At 56.7% G+C, this 15,151-nt stretch carries 12 protein-coding genes and 1 pseudogene; 7 read left to right on the top strand and 6 right to left on the bottom strand.

All coding sequences use genetic code 11. The features are described from left to right. Positions 1-17: 17 nt before the first annotated feature. Positions 18-788, bottom strand: coding sequence for a hypothetical protein (locus LVD14_RS03375; RefSeq protein WP_237132618.1), 771 nt, complete (start codon positions 786-788; stop codon positions 18-20). 197 nt (positions 789-985) lie between these two features. Here LVD14_RS03375 and LVD14_RS03370 point away from each other — a divergent pair, with 197 nt between their 5' ends. After that, entirely contained in the window at positions 986-1,861 is an 876-nt protein-coding gene (locus LVD14_RS03370; RefSeq protein ID WP_237132617.1) for a dienelactone hydrolase family protein, read from the top strand. Between the two features lie 58 nt (positions 1,862-1,919). Continuing rightward, positions 1,920-3,065, top strand: a complete 1,146-nt coding sequence (locus tag LVD14_RS03365) for a peptidyl-alpha-hydroxyglycine alpha-amidating lyase family protein (protein ID WP_237132616.1) — start codon at positions 1,920-1,922, stop codon at positions 3,063-3,065. Between the two features lie 105 nt (positions 3,066-3,170). Here LVD14_RS03365 and LVD14_RS03360 read toward each other — a convergent pair whose 3' ends face one another. Then, the gene (locus LVD14_RS03360) at positions 3,171-3,836 is read right to left on the bottom strand and encodes a LysE family translocator (protein ID WP_317622179.1); all 666 of its coding nucleotides are present in this window, start codon (positions 3,834-3,836) and stop codon (positions 3,171-3,173) included. A gap of 35 nt (positions 3,837-3,871) precedes the next feature. Between LVD14_RS03360 and LVD14_RS03355 the strand changes: the two genes are divergently transcribed. Beyond that, complete coding sequence (locus LVD14_RS03355; protein WP_237132615.1) at positions 3,872-4,795, top strand: SMP-30/gluconolactonase/LRE family protein; 924 nt, start codon at positions 3,872-3,874, stop codon at positions 4,793-4,795. 30 nt (positions 4,796-4,825) lie between these two features. On the opposite strand, the gene chrA is transcribed toward LVD14_RS03355, so the two are convergent. From chrA to katG, 4 genes are all read right to left on the bottom strand, one after another. Then, complete coding sequence (chrA, locus tag LVD14_RS03350) at positions 4,826-6,043, bottom strand: chromate efflux transporter (RefSeq protein ID WP_237132614.1); 1,218 nt, start codon at positions 6,041-6,043, stop codon at positions 4,826-4,828. Positions 6,044-6,076: 33 nt separating this feature from the next. Continuing rightward, positions 6,077-7,177 (bottom strand): tRNA 2-selenouridine(34) synthase MnmH, encoded by a 1,101-nt coding sequence (mnmH, locus tag LVD14_RS03345; RefSeq protein ID WP_237132613.1) that lies wholly within the window; start codon positions 7,175-7,177, stop codon positions 6,077-6,079. Next, positions 7,161-8,213 (bottom strand): selenide, water dikinase SelD, encoded by a 1,053-nt coding sequence (gene selD, locus LVD14_RS03340; protein WP_237132612.1) that lies wholly within the window; start codon positions 8,211-8,213, stop codon positions 7,161-7,163. The genes mnmH and selD overlap by 17 nt, the downstream gene beginning before the upstream one ends. 154 nt (positions 8,214-8,367) lie before the next feature. Then, the gene (katG, locus tag LVD14_RS03335) at positions 8,368-10,503 is read right to left on the bottom strand and encodes a catalase/peroxidase HPI (RefSeq protein WP_317622694.1); all 2,136 of its coding nucleotides are present in this window, start codon (positions 10,501-10,503) and stop codon (positions 8,368-8,370) included. A gap of 370 nt (positions 10,504-10,873) precedes the next feature. On the opposite strand from katG, the gene LVD14_RS03330 reads away from it, so the two are divergent. From LVD14_RS03330 to spoT, 4 genes and pseudogenes are all read left to right on the top strand, one after another. Then, positions 10,874-11,848 (top strand): hydrogen peroxide-inducible genes activator, encoded by a 975-nt coding sequence (locus LVD14_RS03330; RefSeq protein ID WP_237132610.1) that lies wholly within the window; start codon positions 10,874-10,876, stop codon positions 11,846-11,848. Between the two features lie 47 nt (positions 11,849-11,895). Continuing rightward, on the top strand, positions 11,896-12,513 hold the full coding sequence (gene gmk / locus LVD14_RS03325) for a guanylate kinase (protein WP_237132609.1): 618 nt from the start codon (positions 11,896-11,898) through the stop codon (positions 12,511-12,513). A gap of 139 nt (positions 12,514-12,652) precedes the next feature. Next, positions 12,653-12,976, top strand: coding sequence for a DNA-directed RNA polymerase subunit omega (gene rpoZ / locus LVD14_RS03320; RefSeq protein ID WP_237132608.1), 324 nt, complete (start codon positions 12,653-12,655; stop codon positions 12,974-12,976). A 19-nt stretch (positions 12,977-12,995) separates the two neighbouring features. Continuing rightward, a pseudogene (spoT, locus tag LVD14_RS03315) lies at positions 12,996-15,128 on the top strand (bifunctional GTP diphosphokinase/guanosine-3',5'-bis pyrophosphate 3'-pyrophosphohydrolase); the annotation flags it as partial. Between the last annotated feature and the right edge of the window lie 23 nt (positions 15,129-15,151).

Below are 15,151 nucleotides of genomic sequence, written 5' to 3'. Positions count from 1 at the left end.
CTCCCCGCCTCGGAAGATCAGTTGTTGTTCAACAGGCGGTCTCGCAGGCTACGTACCGCATCTTCCGCCTGTTCCAGTTGGTCGGCGGCTTCCGATCGCAGATCGTCGACCGCTTCTGAAGCACGCTGCTGTAGTTCTCCTTCCAGTGCGCCTGAAGCAATCGCGGAGCTCAGCGCCGCCGCCGCATTGCGGGCCAACTGAGCTATCAACGGTCGCGAAATCTGTGTGGCCAGTTCATCCGGTGTGCCCTGAACGCCGGTCACCAGGACATTGCCCAGATTGATGTCGACGGCTCTGTTGACCTGGGCGGATTGCAATGAGCCCTGGATGCCATTAACACTGATTTCGTCGATTGCAATCACTGGCAGGGGGCCGGCGGGCTCCTGTGTTTCGGCCGCTGGCGGGAACTGGTCCATGATCGCATTGAGATTACCGCGGGTACCCTGCAGCTCGTACAGCACATAGGGGTTGACCGAGCGGATACTGGTGATCCGGATAACATCACTGTTAAGGCTGGCAATATCGATCGCGACACTTAACTCATCAACACGAATCATATCCTGGTCGCTGTAGCCAGGCGGATTGGCGACCGAAAACCCATAGAGGCTGGCGGTGCCAGCGCGGAGGTCGATGGCAACCGACTCCAGTCGTACCGGCGTACCAAGCGCATCGGTACCTGCGCTTTCCACCGCTCGTTTGACGATGCTGTCCAGATTACTGACCAACAGCATCATCCCTGCCCCGATAATCACGGCCAATGCCAACAGTCCTACCAGTAGTTTTTTCATCAATGAAACTCCTTTTTATCTAACCCGGTCATGCATACAGCAATAAACCGGCGTTTTACTCAACTATGGGCACCTGGAGCCGGTGCGTCAAGTTAACCGTCATCGCCCGTTACGGCGGGCTTTGCGCTGCTGAATGCTTTGCATTAGCATGTGTCTGGTTCGTCACGGTGCAGGCCTTCCAACTCAGGAGAAAAATAATGTGTGACCAGCATACCCTCGAAGACGATATTTTATTCATGCGTAAAAAGGGTCAGTTGTCCCGACGTCAATTTGGCAAACTGACTGCTGGCGCCGCGCTGGCTGCCATGCTGCCACCGGTACTCAATGCTCAGGACGTAACCGAATCTGACGTCATGATTGAAACACCTGATGGTATGGCCGACTGCTATTTTGTCCACCCGTCCAGCGGCAGCCACGCGGCGGTCCTGATGTGGCCTGACATTCTGGGCCTGCGCCCAGCCTTCCGTGCAATGGGTAAACGGCTGGCCCAGTCGGGCTATTCCGTACTGGTCGTTAACCCCTTCTATCGCAGCGCACCGTCGCCAGTCGTCGGCGAGGGTGCGAGCTTTCAGGATCCGGCTATCCGCGAGATTGTTCTGCCGATGGCAGGTCAATTGAATGCACGTACTCACGTTACTGATGCAGAAACCTTTGTCGCCTGGCTCGATCAGCAGTCTGCTGTGGATACCGGCCGCAAGATTGGCACCATGGGATACTGCATGGGCGGCCCGATTGTCATGCGCACGGCTGCCGCTTTGCCTGACCGGATCGGCGCGGGCGGTTCATTCCATGGTGGAGGGCTTGTTACCGACAATCCCGATAGTCCGCACCTGGGCATTCCAAACATGGATGCTCACATGCTCATTGCGGTCGCCGAGAATGACGACGAACGTGATCCACAATCCAAAGAAGTGCTGCGCGAAGCCTTTGCTGCTGCAAATGTGCCCGCAGAGATCGAAGTATACGAAGATGCCATGCATGGCTGGTGTGTAATTGATTCGGCGGTATACCATCAGGAACAGGCCGAGAGAGCCTGGAGCCGTATGCTCGCCATATTTGAAACGGCGCTGTAACGGCGTCCTGAATCGCGAGGCACAGCCCCGCAACCCAGAGAAAAGGAGAAATCAGCAAATGAACAAACGCAGCCTGTTAACAGGTTTGGTGGCCGGCTCTCTGCTGGCTGTGGCCGCCCCGGCAGTCCTGGCTCAACCGGGCGCGACTGGTCCCGAGGAACACGCCGATGTGGCCCCGATCAATAATCTGCCCAACCCATACGAGACAATGCGCGACTGGGGTACGCTGCCCGACGGACGCAGCTGGGGTTCAGTCAGTGCAGTCCATGTAGATGTCGACGGCGTTCACATCTGGGCTGGCGATCGCTGTGGAACTAACTCATGCGCGCTGTCAGATGTCGATCCGATTGTGAAACTCGACCAGAACGGTAACGTGGTGCAGAGTTTCGGTGCCGGATTGATTGTCTGGCCACACGGTATCGAAGTGGATCAGGAAGGCAATGTCTGGATTGCCGACGCACGCCTGCCCAATGCACAGGAACTGGCCGAGAATCCCAATATTTCAGGTGGCAACCAGGTCATCAAGTTCAGCCCTGAAGGGGAAGTGCTGATGGTGCTGGGTACGCCCGGCGAAACTGGCAACCCGCCCACCCACTTTACTGAGCCCAATGATGTACTGGTGGCACCCGATGGGCACATTTTTGTGGCTGAGACACACAGTGCACAGTTTATGGATGAAGAAGGCCCGCGCGCCCTGAGCCGCATCTCCAAGTTTGCACCTGATGGTACATTCGTGAAGAGCTGGGGCACCTGGGGCTACGGTGAAGGTGAGATGAGATCACCACACGCGCTGGCGATGGACTCTCAAGGTCGCATTTTTGTAGCGGATCGTGGCAACCGCCGTATCCAGATTTTCGATCAGGACGGCAATCACCTGGACACCTGGTATCAGTTCAGCCGCATCAGCGGCATGTTCATCGACGAGAACGACGTGCTGTACGCCATCGATTCCGAGTCTGATGCCAACTACAACCCGGGCTGGCGCAAAGGTCTGCGTATCGGCAGTGCTCGCACTGGCGAGGTCTGGTACTACATCCCGGAGCATATGTCCGAGCGTCCTACCGGCATGGGTGGCATTGGTGCCATGGGTGAAGGTGTGACCGTTGATCGAAACGGCAATATCTACGCTGGCGAAGTAGGACCGGTGCAGGGTATGACCAAGTTTGTGCCCCGTCTGCTGCCTGACAACTTCCCGCAGCACTGATTGATAATAGCCCGGTCTGGCTCTGCAAGGCCGGGCATTTTTAATCGTTTGATCCAGCAATAGTCTGATAAAGAGCGGTATCTCCCGATGGAGACGCCGCTTTTTTTATTCCAGTAGATCCATAATCACCGGGACCATGGACAGCACCAGCAAGCCCGCCATCACATAATTGAACTGCCGCAGGCGCTTCGGATCGGACAGCATGGCCTGCAATCCCAGACCAAAGAACAGCCAGGTGAGCGCGCTTGGCACGGCTGCAGTAATAAAAATCAGTGCCAGGTTGATCACCTGCAGATAGATGTTCCCTTCGATTGTCGTGAAGGCGGCAATGGCGCCGGTAGCCATCACCCAGGCTTTGGGGTTGACCCATTGAAAGGCGGCAGACTGAAGAAAGGTCAAAGGCTTGATGTCGCGCGCCCGCTCTGGCTCGCCCGATCGGGCAATGCGCCAGGCCAGGTACAAAAGATACACAATGCCTATGATGCTGATGATTTCGTGCAATTGAGGAGATTGCTGGAATACCGTGCCCAACCCGAACCCAATAGCCAGAAACATGGCCGGAAAACCGATACACACACCCAGCAGAAGCGGCACGCTGCGCCGAAAACCAAAGTTGACGCCCGAGCTCATCAACATGACATTGTTGGGACCGGGGGTGATGGCGGCTGCCAGGGCAAACAGAAACACAGAAACGATGAATTGCGTAGTAATGACGATGATACCTGTATCGAGGCGGCCAGTATCAAGTAAACTGGGCCGAACGTTTGGCACAGTATACAAACTGTCCTGTTTAAGGAGAAACGCTTATGAGTTTTCGTACCATTTTTAGTGTGCTTGCAATAGCGGCCAGTTCAGCGGTCGTCGCACAAACCGGGTCTTTTCAGGCTGGAGAGCCCCTGGGTACAGTCAATCAGGCCGGTCAGGCCACGCCGATGTCCAGCAACGTCAAAGTCTTTGGCAGCTTCCGCTTTGCCGAGAGCTGTACCTTTGATCCAGAGCGAAATCTGATTCTGGCCATGAACGCCGGCGTTTCAGAAGACATGCAGCCAAATGACGGCTATGTTTCGCTGATCAATCCCGATGGCAGCGTGCACACTGCAAAGTGGATTGGCAATGATCGCAACGGTCTGACACTGAACCATCCTCTGGGCAGCGCGATTCGAAATGGCGTGCTGTATGTGGCAGATATGGATCACGTGCGCACGTTTGATCTGGCCAGTGGTCAGCCCCTCGAGGCCTTCTCTGTTGCAGAAGCCGGCGCCAGCATGCTCAACGGCATTGGTGTGACGGAAGACGGCACGATTTACGCCTCCAACACCCGTGATCCACAGCGCGTCTATCGTATTACAGCGGATGGCGACACTTCTGTGTTTATTGATGGCAGCCCGCTGATGGCACCCAATGGCGTGGCGATCGACAATGATGGCAATATTGTTGTCATCAATATCGGCAACAACCATGTGATGACATTCGCCCCCTCTGGCGAACTTCTGCAGACTGAATATGCCGTGGAAGCCGGCAATGACGGTGTGATAGTGACTGAGGATGGCACCAAGTACGTCAGCAGTGTGCGATTCGGCAGCATTTCCCGTATTCGTCCGGGCGAAGAGGCTGAGGTGATTGCGCAGGGCATCCCGAGTGCCGCTTCAATCTGCTACGACTCTGTGCAAAACCAGATCATCATTCCGATGAACAACAACAACGCGCTGGGCATACTGCCACTGGACTGAAGCAGTCTGGTGGCCACATTGCCATCTGACTCAGACCAGGCTGATTGCCCAGCCAGCAACGGCGCAGCTTGCCACCACCAGCCACGGTGGCAGGCGCCAGATTGCCAGTGCCACCAGCGCCATTAGTGCCAGACCAAAATCGGCGGCGTCGCTGACGCCGCTGGTCCACACCGGGTCATAAAGTGCCGCCAGCAACAAGCCGACCACGGCAGCATTCACTCCCATCAGGGCTGATTGAATGCGCGGACTCTGGCGCAGCTGTTGCCAGAATGGCAGTGCGCCGGCGATCAACAGGAAGGATGGCACAAATATCGCCAGCAGGCAGATAAATCCGCCCAGCCAAGCCGTAGGAAGTTGATTCATTGCCGCACCCAGAAATGCTGCAAATGTGAATAAGGGACCCGGCACGGCCTGCGCGGCTCCGTATCCGGCAAGAAAACTGTCCTCGCTAACCCAGCCAGTCGGCACCACCTCAGCCTGCAGCAACGGCAACACCACGTGGCCACCACCAAAGACCAGCGCGCCGGCTCGATAGAAGGCATCAATCATATCCAGCGTCTGGGATGACATCGTGCCTGCAAGCACCGGTAGCGCCAGCAAGAGAACAAAAAACAGCATGAGCCAGAAAATACCGGCTCGTCGACTTACCGAAACCTGCAAGCCATCATCAACCGAACTCTGTGTGTCGGCTTTGAACAGAAACAATCCGGTCACGCCCGCAGCAATGATAACGGCCACCTGCGACCAGGCGGTCTGACTGATCAGCATCAGGCAGGTAGCAATCGCCATCAAGGTAATGCGTGGTGTATCCGGGCAAAGATTTCGCGCCATCCCCCACACGGCTTGCGCCACGACCGCAACTGCCGCGACCTTGAGGCCACCAAGCAGGCCCGAGTTAATGCCGTCGACGTAGACACCAATTCCCAGAGCCACCAGAATCAGCGCGATCGCAGAAGGCATGGTAAAACCCAGCCAGGCAGCCGCGGCGCCGCGGTATCCACCGCGCGACATGCCAACTGCCAGACCGACCTGACTGCTCGCGGGTCCGGGCAGAAACTGACACAGGGCAACCAGGTCAGCGTAGCTGCGTTCACTCATCCAGCGCCGCTGATTGACAAATTCCTCACGAAAATATCCCAGGTGCGCAACAGGCCCGCCGAAAGAGGTCAGTCCCAGCCGCAGAAAGACACGGAACACTTCCCATGTGCTGCTTTTTCTTGTTTCAGCTTCTGATACAGGCGTCGTCATTGTCAGCTCCGTCGTCTGTGGGTAGGTGGGACCTTAACGCAGGTAGTTTAAAACGTCTGTGAAATTACCACGGAACATGACGCGTGAGTCATGGCGCTGCCATTGCCACTGGTACATGGGATCGTAGTAATCCTCCAGCAACCGGCGTATCCACAACTTGTGCTGGCTGGCGTCGCCACGCCGATGGGCATCAATAGCGTCTTCCAGCATACGACCAATCTCCGCATACCGGTCACCGCCCAGGCGTTTGCGGATTCTGGACAACGCTTCGCGCAGATCCTCTACAAAACAGTCAAAGCCCTGCTCGGCGCCTGCCACCTCCAGCCATTCGGTGGATTTGCGTAGAATGTAATTCTCCCAGGAGTGTTCAGTGCGTGACTCCAGGTCTGCCTCCAGCAGCACGACTGGCGCTTTGGCCATGGCATCACGCAGCACCGGCGGCAATGAACAGCGCCCTATCAGACGACTTTCGTCCTCCAGCACAACAGGTAGTCCTGGCGCCTGGTGACATTTTTTGAGCATGTCGATGATGACAGCATTTTCGAAGTCGATCTGCGCTGGCTGGCCATCCGGCCGCTTGCCGAATGCGCTGCCACGATGATTGGCATGATGCTCCAGGTCGACCGCCATGGGCACATGTTTGAGAAGCTCTGTCTTGGCCGCTCCGGTGTGGCCTGCCAGGATTATCAGGGAGCCCTGTGTGCAATAGCGCTCCAGTTCCAGCAGCAGAAACCGCCGCATGGCTTTGTAACCGCCAACAACGCGAGGATATTGAAGCCCGGCCTCGGCCAGCCACTGCTGACAGATCTGTGACCGCAGCCCGCCCCGAAAGCAGTACAGATAGCCACCAGGATGTTGCCGGGCAAAACTCAGCCACTGCTCAACGCGCGCCTGCTTGACTACCCCGTTGACCAGTTGATGTCCCAGGGCAATGGCCGCCTTTTGACCCTGTGCCTTGTAGCAGGTGCCGACCTGGGCACGCTCGTCATTTGTCATCAGCGGCAGGTTTACGGCTGAAGGAAACGCCCCGTGCTCGAACTCAACTGGGGCTCGTGTATCAATCAGGGGCAGGTCACCCAGAAAAAGTGACCGATAGTCGTCAGTGTCTGGACGTGCATCAACGCAACCGGACACGGATCGCCTCTTCGCGAGAGCTGACGAGCTCGCCTATTGGTCTGATCAATGAATCCTCAATGCCCTGTTCGCGCAGTACCTGCTCGACATTTGCTGTATGCTCGGGCCTGACCGCGAGCAGCAGACCGCCACTGGTTTGCGGATCGCACAGCAGCGCTCGTTGAGCGTCAGTCATCGGGCCGAGCCGCTGGCCATAGCTGGCAAAATTTCGCTGTGTACCACCGGGTATGCATCCCAGGCTGATGTACTCGGCCACCGGTTCCAGTGCCGAAACCTGCGCGACATCAATCAGGGCGTCCACCCCGCTGCCCTCACACATTTCCAGCAAATGCCCCATCAATCCGAACCCGGTGACGTCGGTCATGGCTGTGATTCCGGGCAGCTGCGCCAGATGCTGACCAGCTGAATTCATCTGGCACATAGTGTCGCGAGCCAGTGTGGCGTGCTCAGGTCGCAGTTTTCCCTGCTTCTGGGCGGTCGTCAGCACACCAATGCCCAGCCGTTTCGTCAGGTAGAGAACATCGCCGGCCTGAGCCGTATTGTTCTGCTTCAAATGCTCACGACTGACCAGACCCGTCACTGCCAGCCCGAATACCGGCTCCGGGCAATCAATACTGTGCCCCCCAGCCAGCACCATGCCCGCATCAGAACATGCCTGCCGTCCACCATCGACGACTTCCCCGGCTATTTCTGGTGCCAGCTTGTCCAGTGGCCAGCCCAGAATGGCAATCGCCATCAGAGGCCGTCCGCCCATCGCATAGATATCGCTGATGGCATTGGTAGCAGCGATCCGCCCAAAGTCGAATGGGTCGTCAACAATTGGCATGAAGAAATCGGTGGTGCTGAGAATGACCTGCCCGTCACCCAGATCGTAGGCGGCTGCATCATCTTTTGAGCTGTTACCAACCAGCAGCGCGGGGTCTGTCATAAATTGACGTTGTGTGGCCAGAATACGATCCAGCACAGCTGGCGCAATTTTGCAGCCACATCCGGCGCCGTGGCTGTAGGCAGTCAAGCGGACGCTGCGGTCAGCCATCAGGAACTCCTTGGTGAACATGATCTGTTTATGCGGCAGCATTATAGCAGGCAAAAAAAAGCCCCGGGTGTTACCCCGGGGCTTTCCCCCCCAAACAGTTGCATCGCTAACCGATCAGTAACCGTCGGTCACTGTAGCGATGCAGCCTGTCAGATTACTGCAGATCGAAGCGGTCCAGGGTCATCACCTTGGTCCACGCGTCTACAAAGTCGTTTACGAATCGCTCTTCGCCATCAGCTGCGGCGTAGAACTCTGCCAGAGCCCGCAGTTCGGTGTTGGAACCGAATGCCAGGTCAACCGGAGTGGCAGTCCACTTCAGTTCGCCGGTGGCGCGGTCGCGACCTTCGTACAGCCCTTCAGTCGAAGACTTCTGCCATGCCGTAGACATATCCAGCAGATTTACAAAGAAGTCATTGCTCAGCGTCCCGGGCTGATCGGTAAACACGCCATGACCGATACCACCTGTGTTTGCATCCAGGGCACGCATGCCACCCACCAGAACCGTCATTTCTGGCACTGTCAGGGTCAGCAGATTGGCCTTGTCCACCAGCATTTCTGCGGGCGAGCGATAGGCATTCGGGCCAAAGTAGTTACGGAAACCATCAGCGGTCGGCTCCAGTACGGCAAAGGACTGCACATCTGTCATTTCCTGGCTGGCATCAGCCCGACCTGGCACAAACGGCACCTGCACCTCGTAACCGGCATCAACAGCGGCTTTCTCGATTGCAGCTGCACCGCCCAGCACAATCAGGTCCGCCATGGATACCTGACGTCGACGTTGTGAGTCGTTGAACTCGGCCTGAATGCCGGCCAGCGTATCCAGCACGCGGTTCAGCTCGGCAGGGTTATTCACTTCCCAGCTGTTCTGCGGTGCCAGACGCAGGCGGCCACCATTGGCACCACCACGCATGTCAGAACCGCGATAGCTGGCAGCAGCTGCCCAGGCGGTACGAACCAGTTCCGGCACGGTCAGACCTGAATCGAGAATATCTGACTTGAGCGCACGGATATCGCGATCGTTGATGGTCTGGTAGTCGACCTCAGGGATGGGATCCTGCCATGACAGTACTTCTTCCGGTACATCGCTGCCGACATAGCGGGCTCGCGGACCCATGTCACGATGCGTCAGTTTGAACCAGGCGCGTGCAAATGCATCCTCAAATGCCTGCGGATCTTCCATGAAACGCATTGAGATTTCTCGGTATGCCGGATCTTCTTTCAGGGCCAGGTCAGTGGTAAGCATCATCGGCGCATGGCGCTCATTAGGATTGTGGGCATCAGGCACCAGATTGGCTGCCGCACCACCTGCGGGCTGCCACTGGATGGCACCGGCGGGGCTGCGCGTCTGTTCCCACTCGTAACCGAACAGGTTCTGGAAGAAGTTTTGCGACCATTGTGCTGGCGTAACTGTCCATGCACCTTCCAGACCACTGGTAAAAGTGTCTTCACCGTTACCGGCGCCACATTCGTTAGTCCAGCCGAAGCCCTGCTCTTCCATATCTGCAGCTGCTGGCTCCACTCCAACACAGTCTGCGGAAACGGCGCCGTGTGCCTTACCGAAAGTGTGACCGCCCGCGATAAGCGCAACTGTCTCTTCGTCGTTCATCGCCATGCGACCGAAGGTCTGGCGGATATCCTGCGCAGCCAACAGCGGATCAGGGTTTCCACCCGGGCCTTCAGGGTTTACGTAAATCAGACCCATCTGAACGGCTGCCAGAGGGTTGGCCAGATCACGATCGCCGCTGTGGCGTTCATCGGCCAGCCATTCGGTTTCCGGGCCCCAGTACACCATGTCGGGCTCCCAGTCGTCTTCACGACCACCGGCAAATCCGAAAGTCTCAAAGCCCATTGATTCCAGAGCAACATTACCGGTCAGGACCATCAGGTCTGCCCAGGACAGGCTGGCACCGTATTTCTGCTTGATTGGCCATAACAGGCGACGGGCCTTATCCAGGTTGGCGTTATCCGGCCAGCTGTTCAGTGGTTCAAAGCGCTGCTGTCCGCCACCTGCACCGCCACGACCGTCGGCTTCTCGGTAGGTACCGGCGCTGTGCCATGCCATGCGGATGAAAAAAGGGCCATAGTGACCGTAGTCTGCTGGCCACCAGTCCTGCGAGGTGGTCATCACCTCTTCAATTTCCTGCTTGAGTGTGTCGAGGTCGATCTGAGCGAAGGCGTCAGCGTAGTCAAAATCTTCACCGAGTGGATTGGATGCCGGGTCGTGCTGACGCAGCGGTCGCAGATCCAGCATCTCTGGCCACCAGTCGTGGATGGTGCGCTGGGTGCCCATTTGACTTGGCGCCGTCTCGTTGGCAGCCGGGACGTCCTGGGCAGATACTGGCAGCATGGTAGCCGACGCAATAACCGCTGCAATCGCGTACGGCAATGTTTTCTTGATCATAAAACCCCCTTGTGTGACATATGATGTTCAGCTTGTTGGGACAGCACTGTGTATGCGGCTAACCGCATAAAGCCAGGCGATAACTCGCCACGTGCTGATTAGCCCGACAATATTAGAAAAATCGATTATGATCTGTATAATTGATTGTGTTCGCAGGGTTGATCGGAAAAATTGATCGAGTCGCGAAACCAGATGCACTTACACTTTCACCAGCGATCGTCCATTCTGCAAAGCAACCGGTCATCAAGGACAGAAACCAATGTCACATCAGCCCACCCTCCGACAGTTACGTTATCTATGCGCCATCGGCGAACACCTGCACTTTGGCAAAGCAGCACAGGCCTGCCATGTATCGCAGTCCACTCTCAGCACGGCGCTGCAGGAGCTGGAGTCCAATCTGGGCGTCAGCCTGGTAGAACGTACACACAAATCCATCATCATTACCCGCATCGGCGAAGAAATCATTGCCCGCGGCGAGCGGATTCTGAGCGATGTCGAGGATCTGATGGCAGCGGCCGATGCCTCCCGTACACCCTTTTCCGGAGAGATGCGCATAGGGGTCATACCGACCATTGCACCTTATGTACTACCCGATTTGCTGGGCGAGCTGCGCGACCGGTATCCTGATTTCAAGCTGTTCATCCGGGAGGATCTCAGCGAACACCTGACACGCGCCCTGGAGACGGGTGAGCTGGATCTGCTCTTGCTGGCGCTGCCCTACCGGGCTGAGCGGGTAGAAACCGAACACCTTTTCTACGACGAATTTCTGTTGGCCTGTGACCCCTCTCACCCCCTGACGGAACGCCCAAGTATCTGCACGCAGGATCTGGCGGGGAGTGAGTTATTACTACTCGAGGATGGTCACTGTTTACGCGACCACGCGCTGGAGGCATGCCGTCTCAGCCTGAAGGATGTCAGTGTTCCCTATCACGCCACCAGCCTTAATACCATTGTGCAAATGGTCGCCAGCCGAATCGGGATCACGCTGATTCCCAGGATGGCGGTGGACAAACAGATCCTGAGCGGCACCAATATTTGTGTTCGCCGGCTGAATGACACCAATGTTCATCGCTCCATAGGTCTCATGTGGCGACACAAATCGCCGCGGGCCTCGGAGTTTCGACTCTTTGGCGACATGGTACGCAAGCTTAATGAGCCTGACGCTGCTGGTCCGGCATCCGAACAGGAAGGAGATCTGATCAGGTCAGGAAGTGGACACCCTGCAGCGGTTTGACTATAGTTCGCGGCATCCCAGTCATCTTTTCACTCTGACACCAATCCATGGCCCACGGTACCCTGTTTACAATTTCTGCACCCTCCGGCGCCGGCAAGACCAGCCTGGTCAACGCGCTTCTTAAAGACAACGACCCACGCATCTGTGTGTCTGTCTCCCATACCACCCGAGCCCGCCGCCCGGGCGAACAGGATGGGGTCAACTACCACTTTGTGGATCGCGATACCTTTGTCGCGATGCGAGAGCGTGGCGTATTCCTGGAGTCTGCGGAAGTGTTCGGTAACCTCTACGGTACCTCTGAACACTGGGTGCAGGAGCAGCTTGACGCTGGCCGTGATGTGATTCTCGAGATCGACTGGCAGGGCGCGGCTCAAGTGCGTGAACGAATCAGCCCGCTGAAAAGTATTTTTATCCTGCCGCCATCTCTGGCGACGCTGGAGCAACGGCTGACGTCACGCGCGCAGGACGATGAGGCAACTATCGCTGGCAGAATGCAGCAGGCCCGCGACGAAATATCGCACTATGGCGATGCTGACTATCTGATTATCAACGAAGACTTTGACCGGGCACTTGACGATTTACGTGCCGTTTTCCGCGCGGTGCGCCTGGAACAGACTCGCCAGCAGCACAACAATCGCCAACTTCTGGCAGATTTGCTGACCTGATAGCGACAAGAAGTGGGTTGTTTGCGTCTTTTTTATGCGCTGACACATGCATTGTCTGAAGGTTTTCAGTATCATATCTGGTCTGGTTGAATAACAGCCGCCAAATTTCCCAAATATTTTTTGAAACAGGTTGATCGCTATGGCCCGAATTACTGTCGAAGATTGTCTGGATAAAGTCGACAATCGCTTCCAGCTGGTAATGATCTCCAGCAAACGCGCTCGTCAGCTGCAAACTGGCGGCAAAGATCCAATGGTACCGGAAGACAACGACAAACCAACTGTGATCGCACTGCGCGAAATCGCCGAAGGTCACGTTGATTCGAGCATTCTTCACTCTCGTCCCGCACCTGCCCGTGAAGTCCCCGAAGCCGAACTGGACGCTACTGCCGCCATGATGGGCGCGATTGTGGCTGAACCAGAAGCTGAGCAGGCTGCCGACGAGTCACTGAACGACGACGAGTAAGGCGTCAAGGAGTCGGCTAGTGTCCCTTACTACAATCGACTCACTGGCCAGCAACCTCTCAGGTTATCTGGCCTCCGAACAGGTCAACCACGTGCGCCGGGCATATTTCTATGCTGAACAGGCGCACGATGGTCAGTTCCGCCGCAGCGGCGAACCCTACGTGACACATCCTCTGGCCGTAGCCGGCATCCTCAGCGACATGCATATGGACCATCAAAGCCTGATGGCCGCCATGCTGCATGACGTGATCGAAGATACCGGCATCAGCAAGACGGCTATCAAGAGCCAGTTCGGTGAAACTGTCGCCGACATGGTGGATGGGGTATCCAAGCTCAACAAGATTCATTTCAGCAGCCACGCCGAGGCGCAGGCCGAAAACTTCCAGAAAATGGCGCTGGCCATGGCCCGAGACCTGCGTGTCATCCTGGTCAAACTGGCAGACCGCCTGCACAACATGCGTACCCTGGAAGTGCTGAGCCCTGAAAAGCGCCGCCGTATCGCCAAGGAAACGCTGGATATCTACGCGCCGATCGCCAATCGCCTGGGTATGAACGCAGTGCGCGTCGAATTTGAGGAGCTGGGTTTTGAGGCACTGTACCCGATGCGCGCGCGCCGCATCGACGCCGCCGTCAAATCCATTCGCGGCAACCGTAAAGAAATCGTCAAACAGATTCAGAGTGCTGTTGAGGCCTGCCTCGAGCGCGAGGGCATGTCGGCCCGCGTGTTCGGCCGCGAGAAGCACCTGTACAGCATCTACGAGAAAATGCGCACCAAGCGTAAATCCTTCTCGGAAATCATGGACGTCTACGCGTTTCGTATAGTGGTTGACTCAGTTGACACGTGTTATCGAGTTTTAGGCGCTGTTCACAACCTGTTCAAACCTGTTCCAGGCCGGTTCAAAGATTATATTGCCATTCCCAAAGCCAATGGCTACCAGTCCCTGCACACCACACTGTTTGGAATGCATGGCGTGCCGATCGAGATACAGATCCGCACCGAGGAGATGGAAGCGATGGCCAACAACGGCATCGCGGCGCACTGGCTGTACAAGTCATCCGATGACACTCCCAGCAATGCGCATATCCGCGCCCGACAGTGGATCAACGGCCTGCTTGAGATGCAGAAGAATGCGGGCAACTCGCTGGAATTTATCGAGAACGTCAAGATTGACCTGTTCCCGGACGAGATTTATGTATTTACGCCCAAAGGGCGCATCATGGAGTTACCGGCCGGTTCAACCGCCGTGGACTTTGCCTATGCTGTCCATACCGACGTCGGCAACTCCTGCGTGGCCTGCCGCATCAGCCGTCGTCTCGCGCCCTTGAGTGAGCCGCTGGAAAGTGGCCAGACCGTGGAAATCATCACCACACCAGGTGCCCAGCCCAACCCGGCCTGGCTGAGTTTTGTTGTCACGGGCAAGGCACGCAGCAACATCCGCCACTTTCTGAAAAACCAGCGACAGTCTGAGTCTATTGCGCTGGGCCGGCGGCTGCTCAACAAGATTCTGGCTGGTCATGGCGCCCAGCTGGACAAGCTGACACCCGAACGTATTCAGACTGCCATGCAGGAATTCAATCTCGAATCGCTGGATGACCTCCTCAGTGACATAGGCCTGGGCAACCGCATGGCCCATATCGTCGCGCAGAAGCTGCTGCCAGAGCAGCCAGTAGTCGCGACGCCCGGCCCCAAGAACAAGAAGGAGGCCCGCCAGGCCTCGCTGGCCATTCGCGGCTCCGAAGGCATGGTGATGAGTTACGCCAAGTGCTGTTACCCGATCCCGGGCGACCCCATCGTTGCTCATATCAGCTCCGGGCGCGGCATGGTGATTCACATGGACAGCTGCAACAATATTGCCGAGATCCGTCAGCAGCCCGATAAAGTTGTACCGGTACGCTGGGATCCCGATGTTGAGGGCGAGTTTTCGGTCGAGATTCGCGTGGAACTGGAAAATGAGCGCGGTATTATTGCCAAACTTGCCACCGCCATCACCAGTAAAGAGGCAAATATCGAACGTATCAGCACGGTCGAACGTGATGCGCGATTCAGTATCGTCAATCTGCTGCTGACCGTGAAAAACCGGGTCCACCTGGCCCGCGTCATGAAGCACATTCGCCTGATAAAACCCGTCAGCAAGGTCGCCAGGGTCAAGAGCAAAAAACTTGTCAGGCCCATCAA

This window comes from Pseudohongiella sp. O18, assembly GCF_021729085.1.
Classification (GTDB): domain Bacteria; phylum Pseudomonadota; class Gammaproteobacteria; order Pseudomonadales; family Pseudohongiellaceae; genus Pseudohongiella.
This window is presented reverse-complemented; position numbering and strand designations above follow the sequence as displayed.

Bases quoted from the DNA above. Each gene is read 5' to 3' on its own strand.
- LVD14_RS03375 (WP_237132618.1), bottom strand. From the start codon at position 788: ATGAAAAAACTACTGGTAGGACTGTTGGCATTGGCCGTGATTATCGGG.
- LVD14_RS03370 (WP_237132617.1), top strand. From the start codon at position 986: ATGTGTGACCAGCATACCCTCGAAGACGATATTTTATTCATGCGTAAA.
- LVD14_RS03365 (WP_237132616.1), top strand. From the start codon at position 1,920: ATGAACAAACGCAGCCTGTTAACAGGTTTGGTGGCCGGCTCTCTGCTG.
- LVD14_RS03355 (WP_237132615.1), top strand. From the start codon at position 3,872: ATGAGTTTTCGTACCATTTTTAGTGTGCTTGCAATAGCGGCCAGTTCA.
- chrA (WP_237132614.1), bottom strand. From the start codon at position 6,043: ATGACGACGCCTGTATCAGAAGCTGAAACAAGAAAAAGCAGCACATGG.
- selD (WP_237132612.1), bottom strand. From the start codon at position 8,213: ATGGCTGACCGCAGCGTCCGCTTGACTGCCTACAGCCACGGCGCCGGA.
- katG (WP_317622694.1), bottom strand. From the start codon at position 10,503: ATGGGCACCCAGCGCACCATCCACGACTGGTGGCCAGAGATGCTGGAT.
- LVD14_RS03330 (WP_237132610.1), top strand. From the start codon at position 10,874: ATGTCACATCAGCCCACCCTCCGACAGTTACGTTATCTATGCGCCATC.
- gmk (WP_237132609.1), top strand. From the start codon at position 11,896: ATGGCCCACGGTACCCTGTTTACAATTTCTGCACCCTCCGGCGCCGGC.
- rpoZ (WP_237132608.1), top strand. From the start codon at position 12,653: ATGGCCCGAATTACTGTCGAAGATTGTCTGGATAAAGTCGACAATCGC.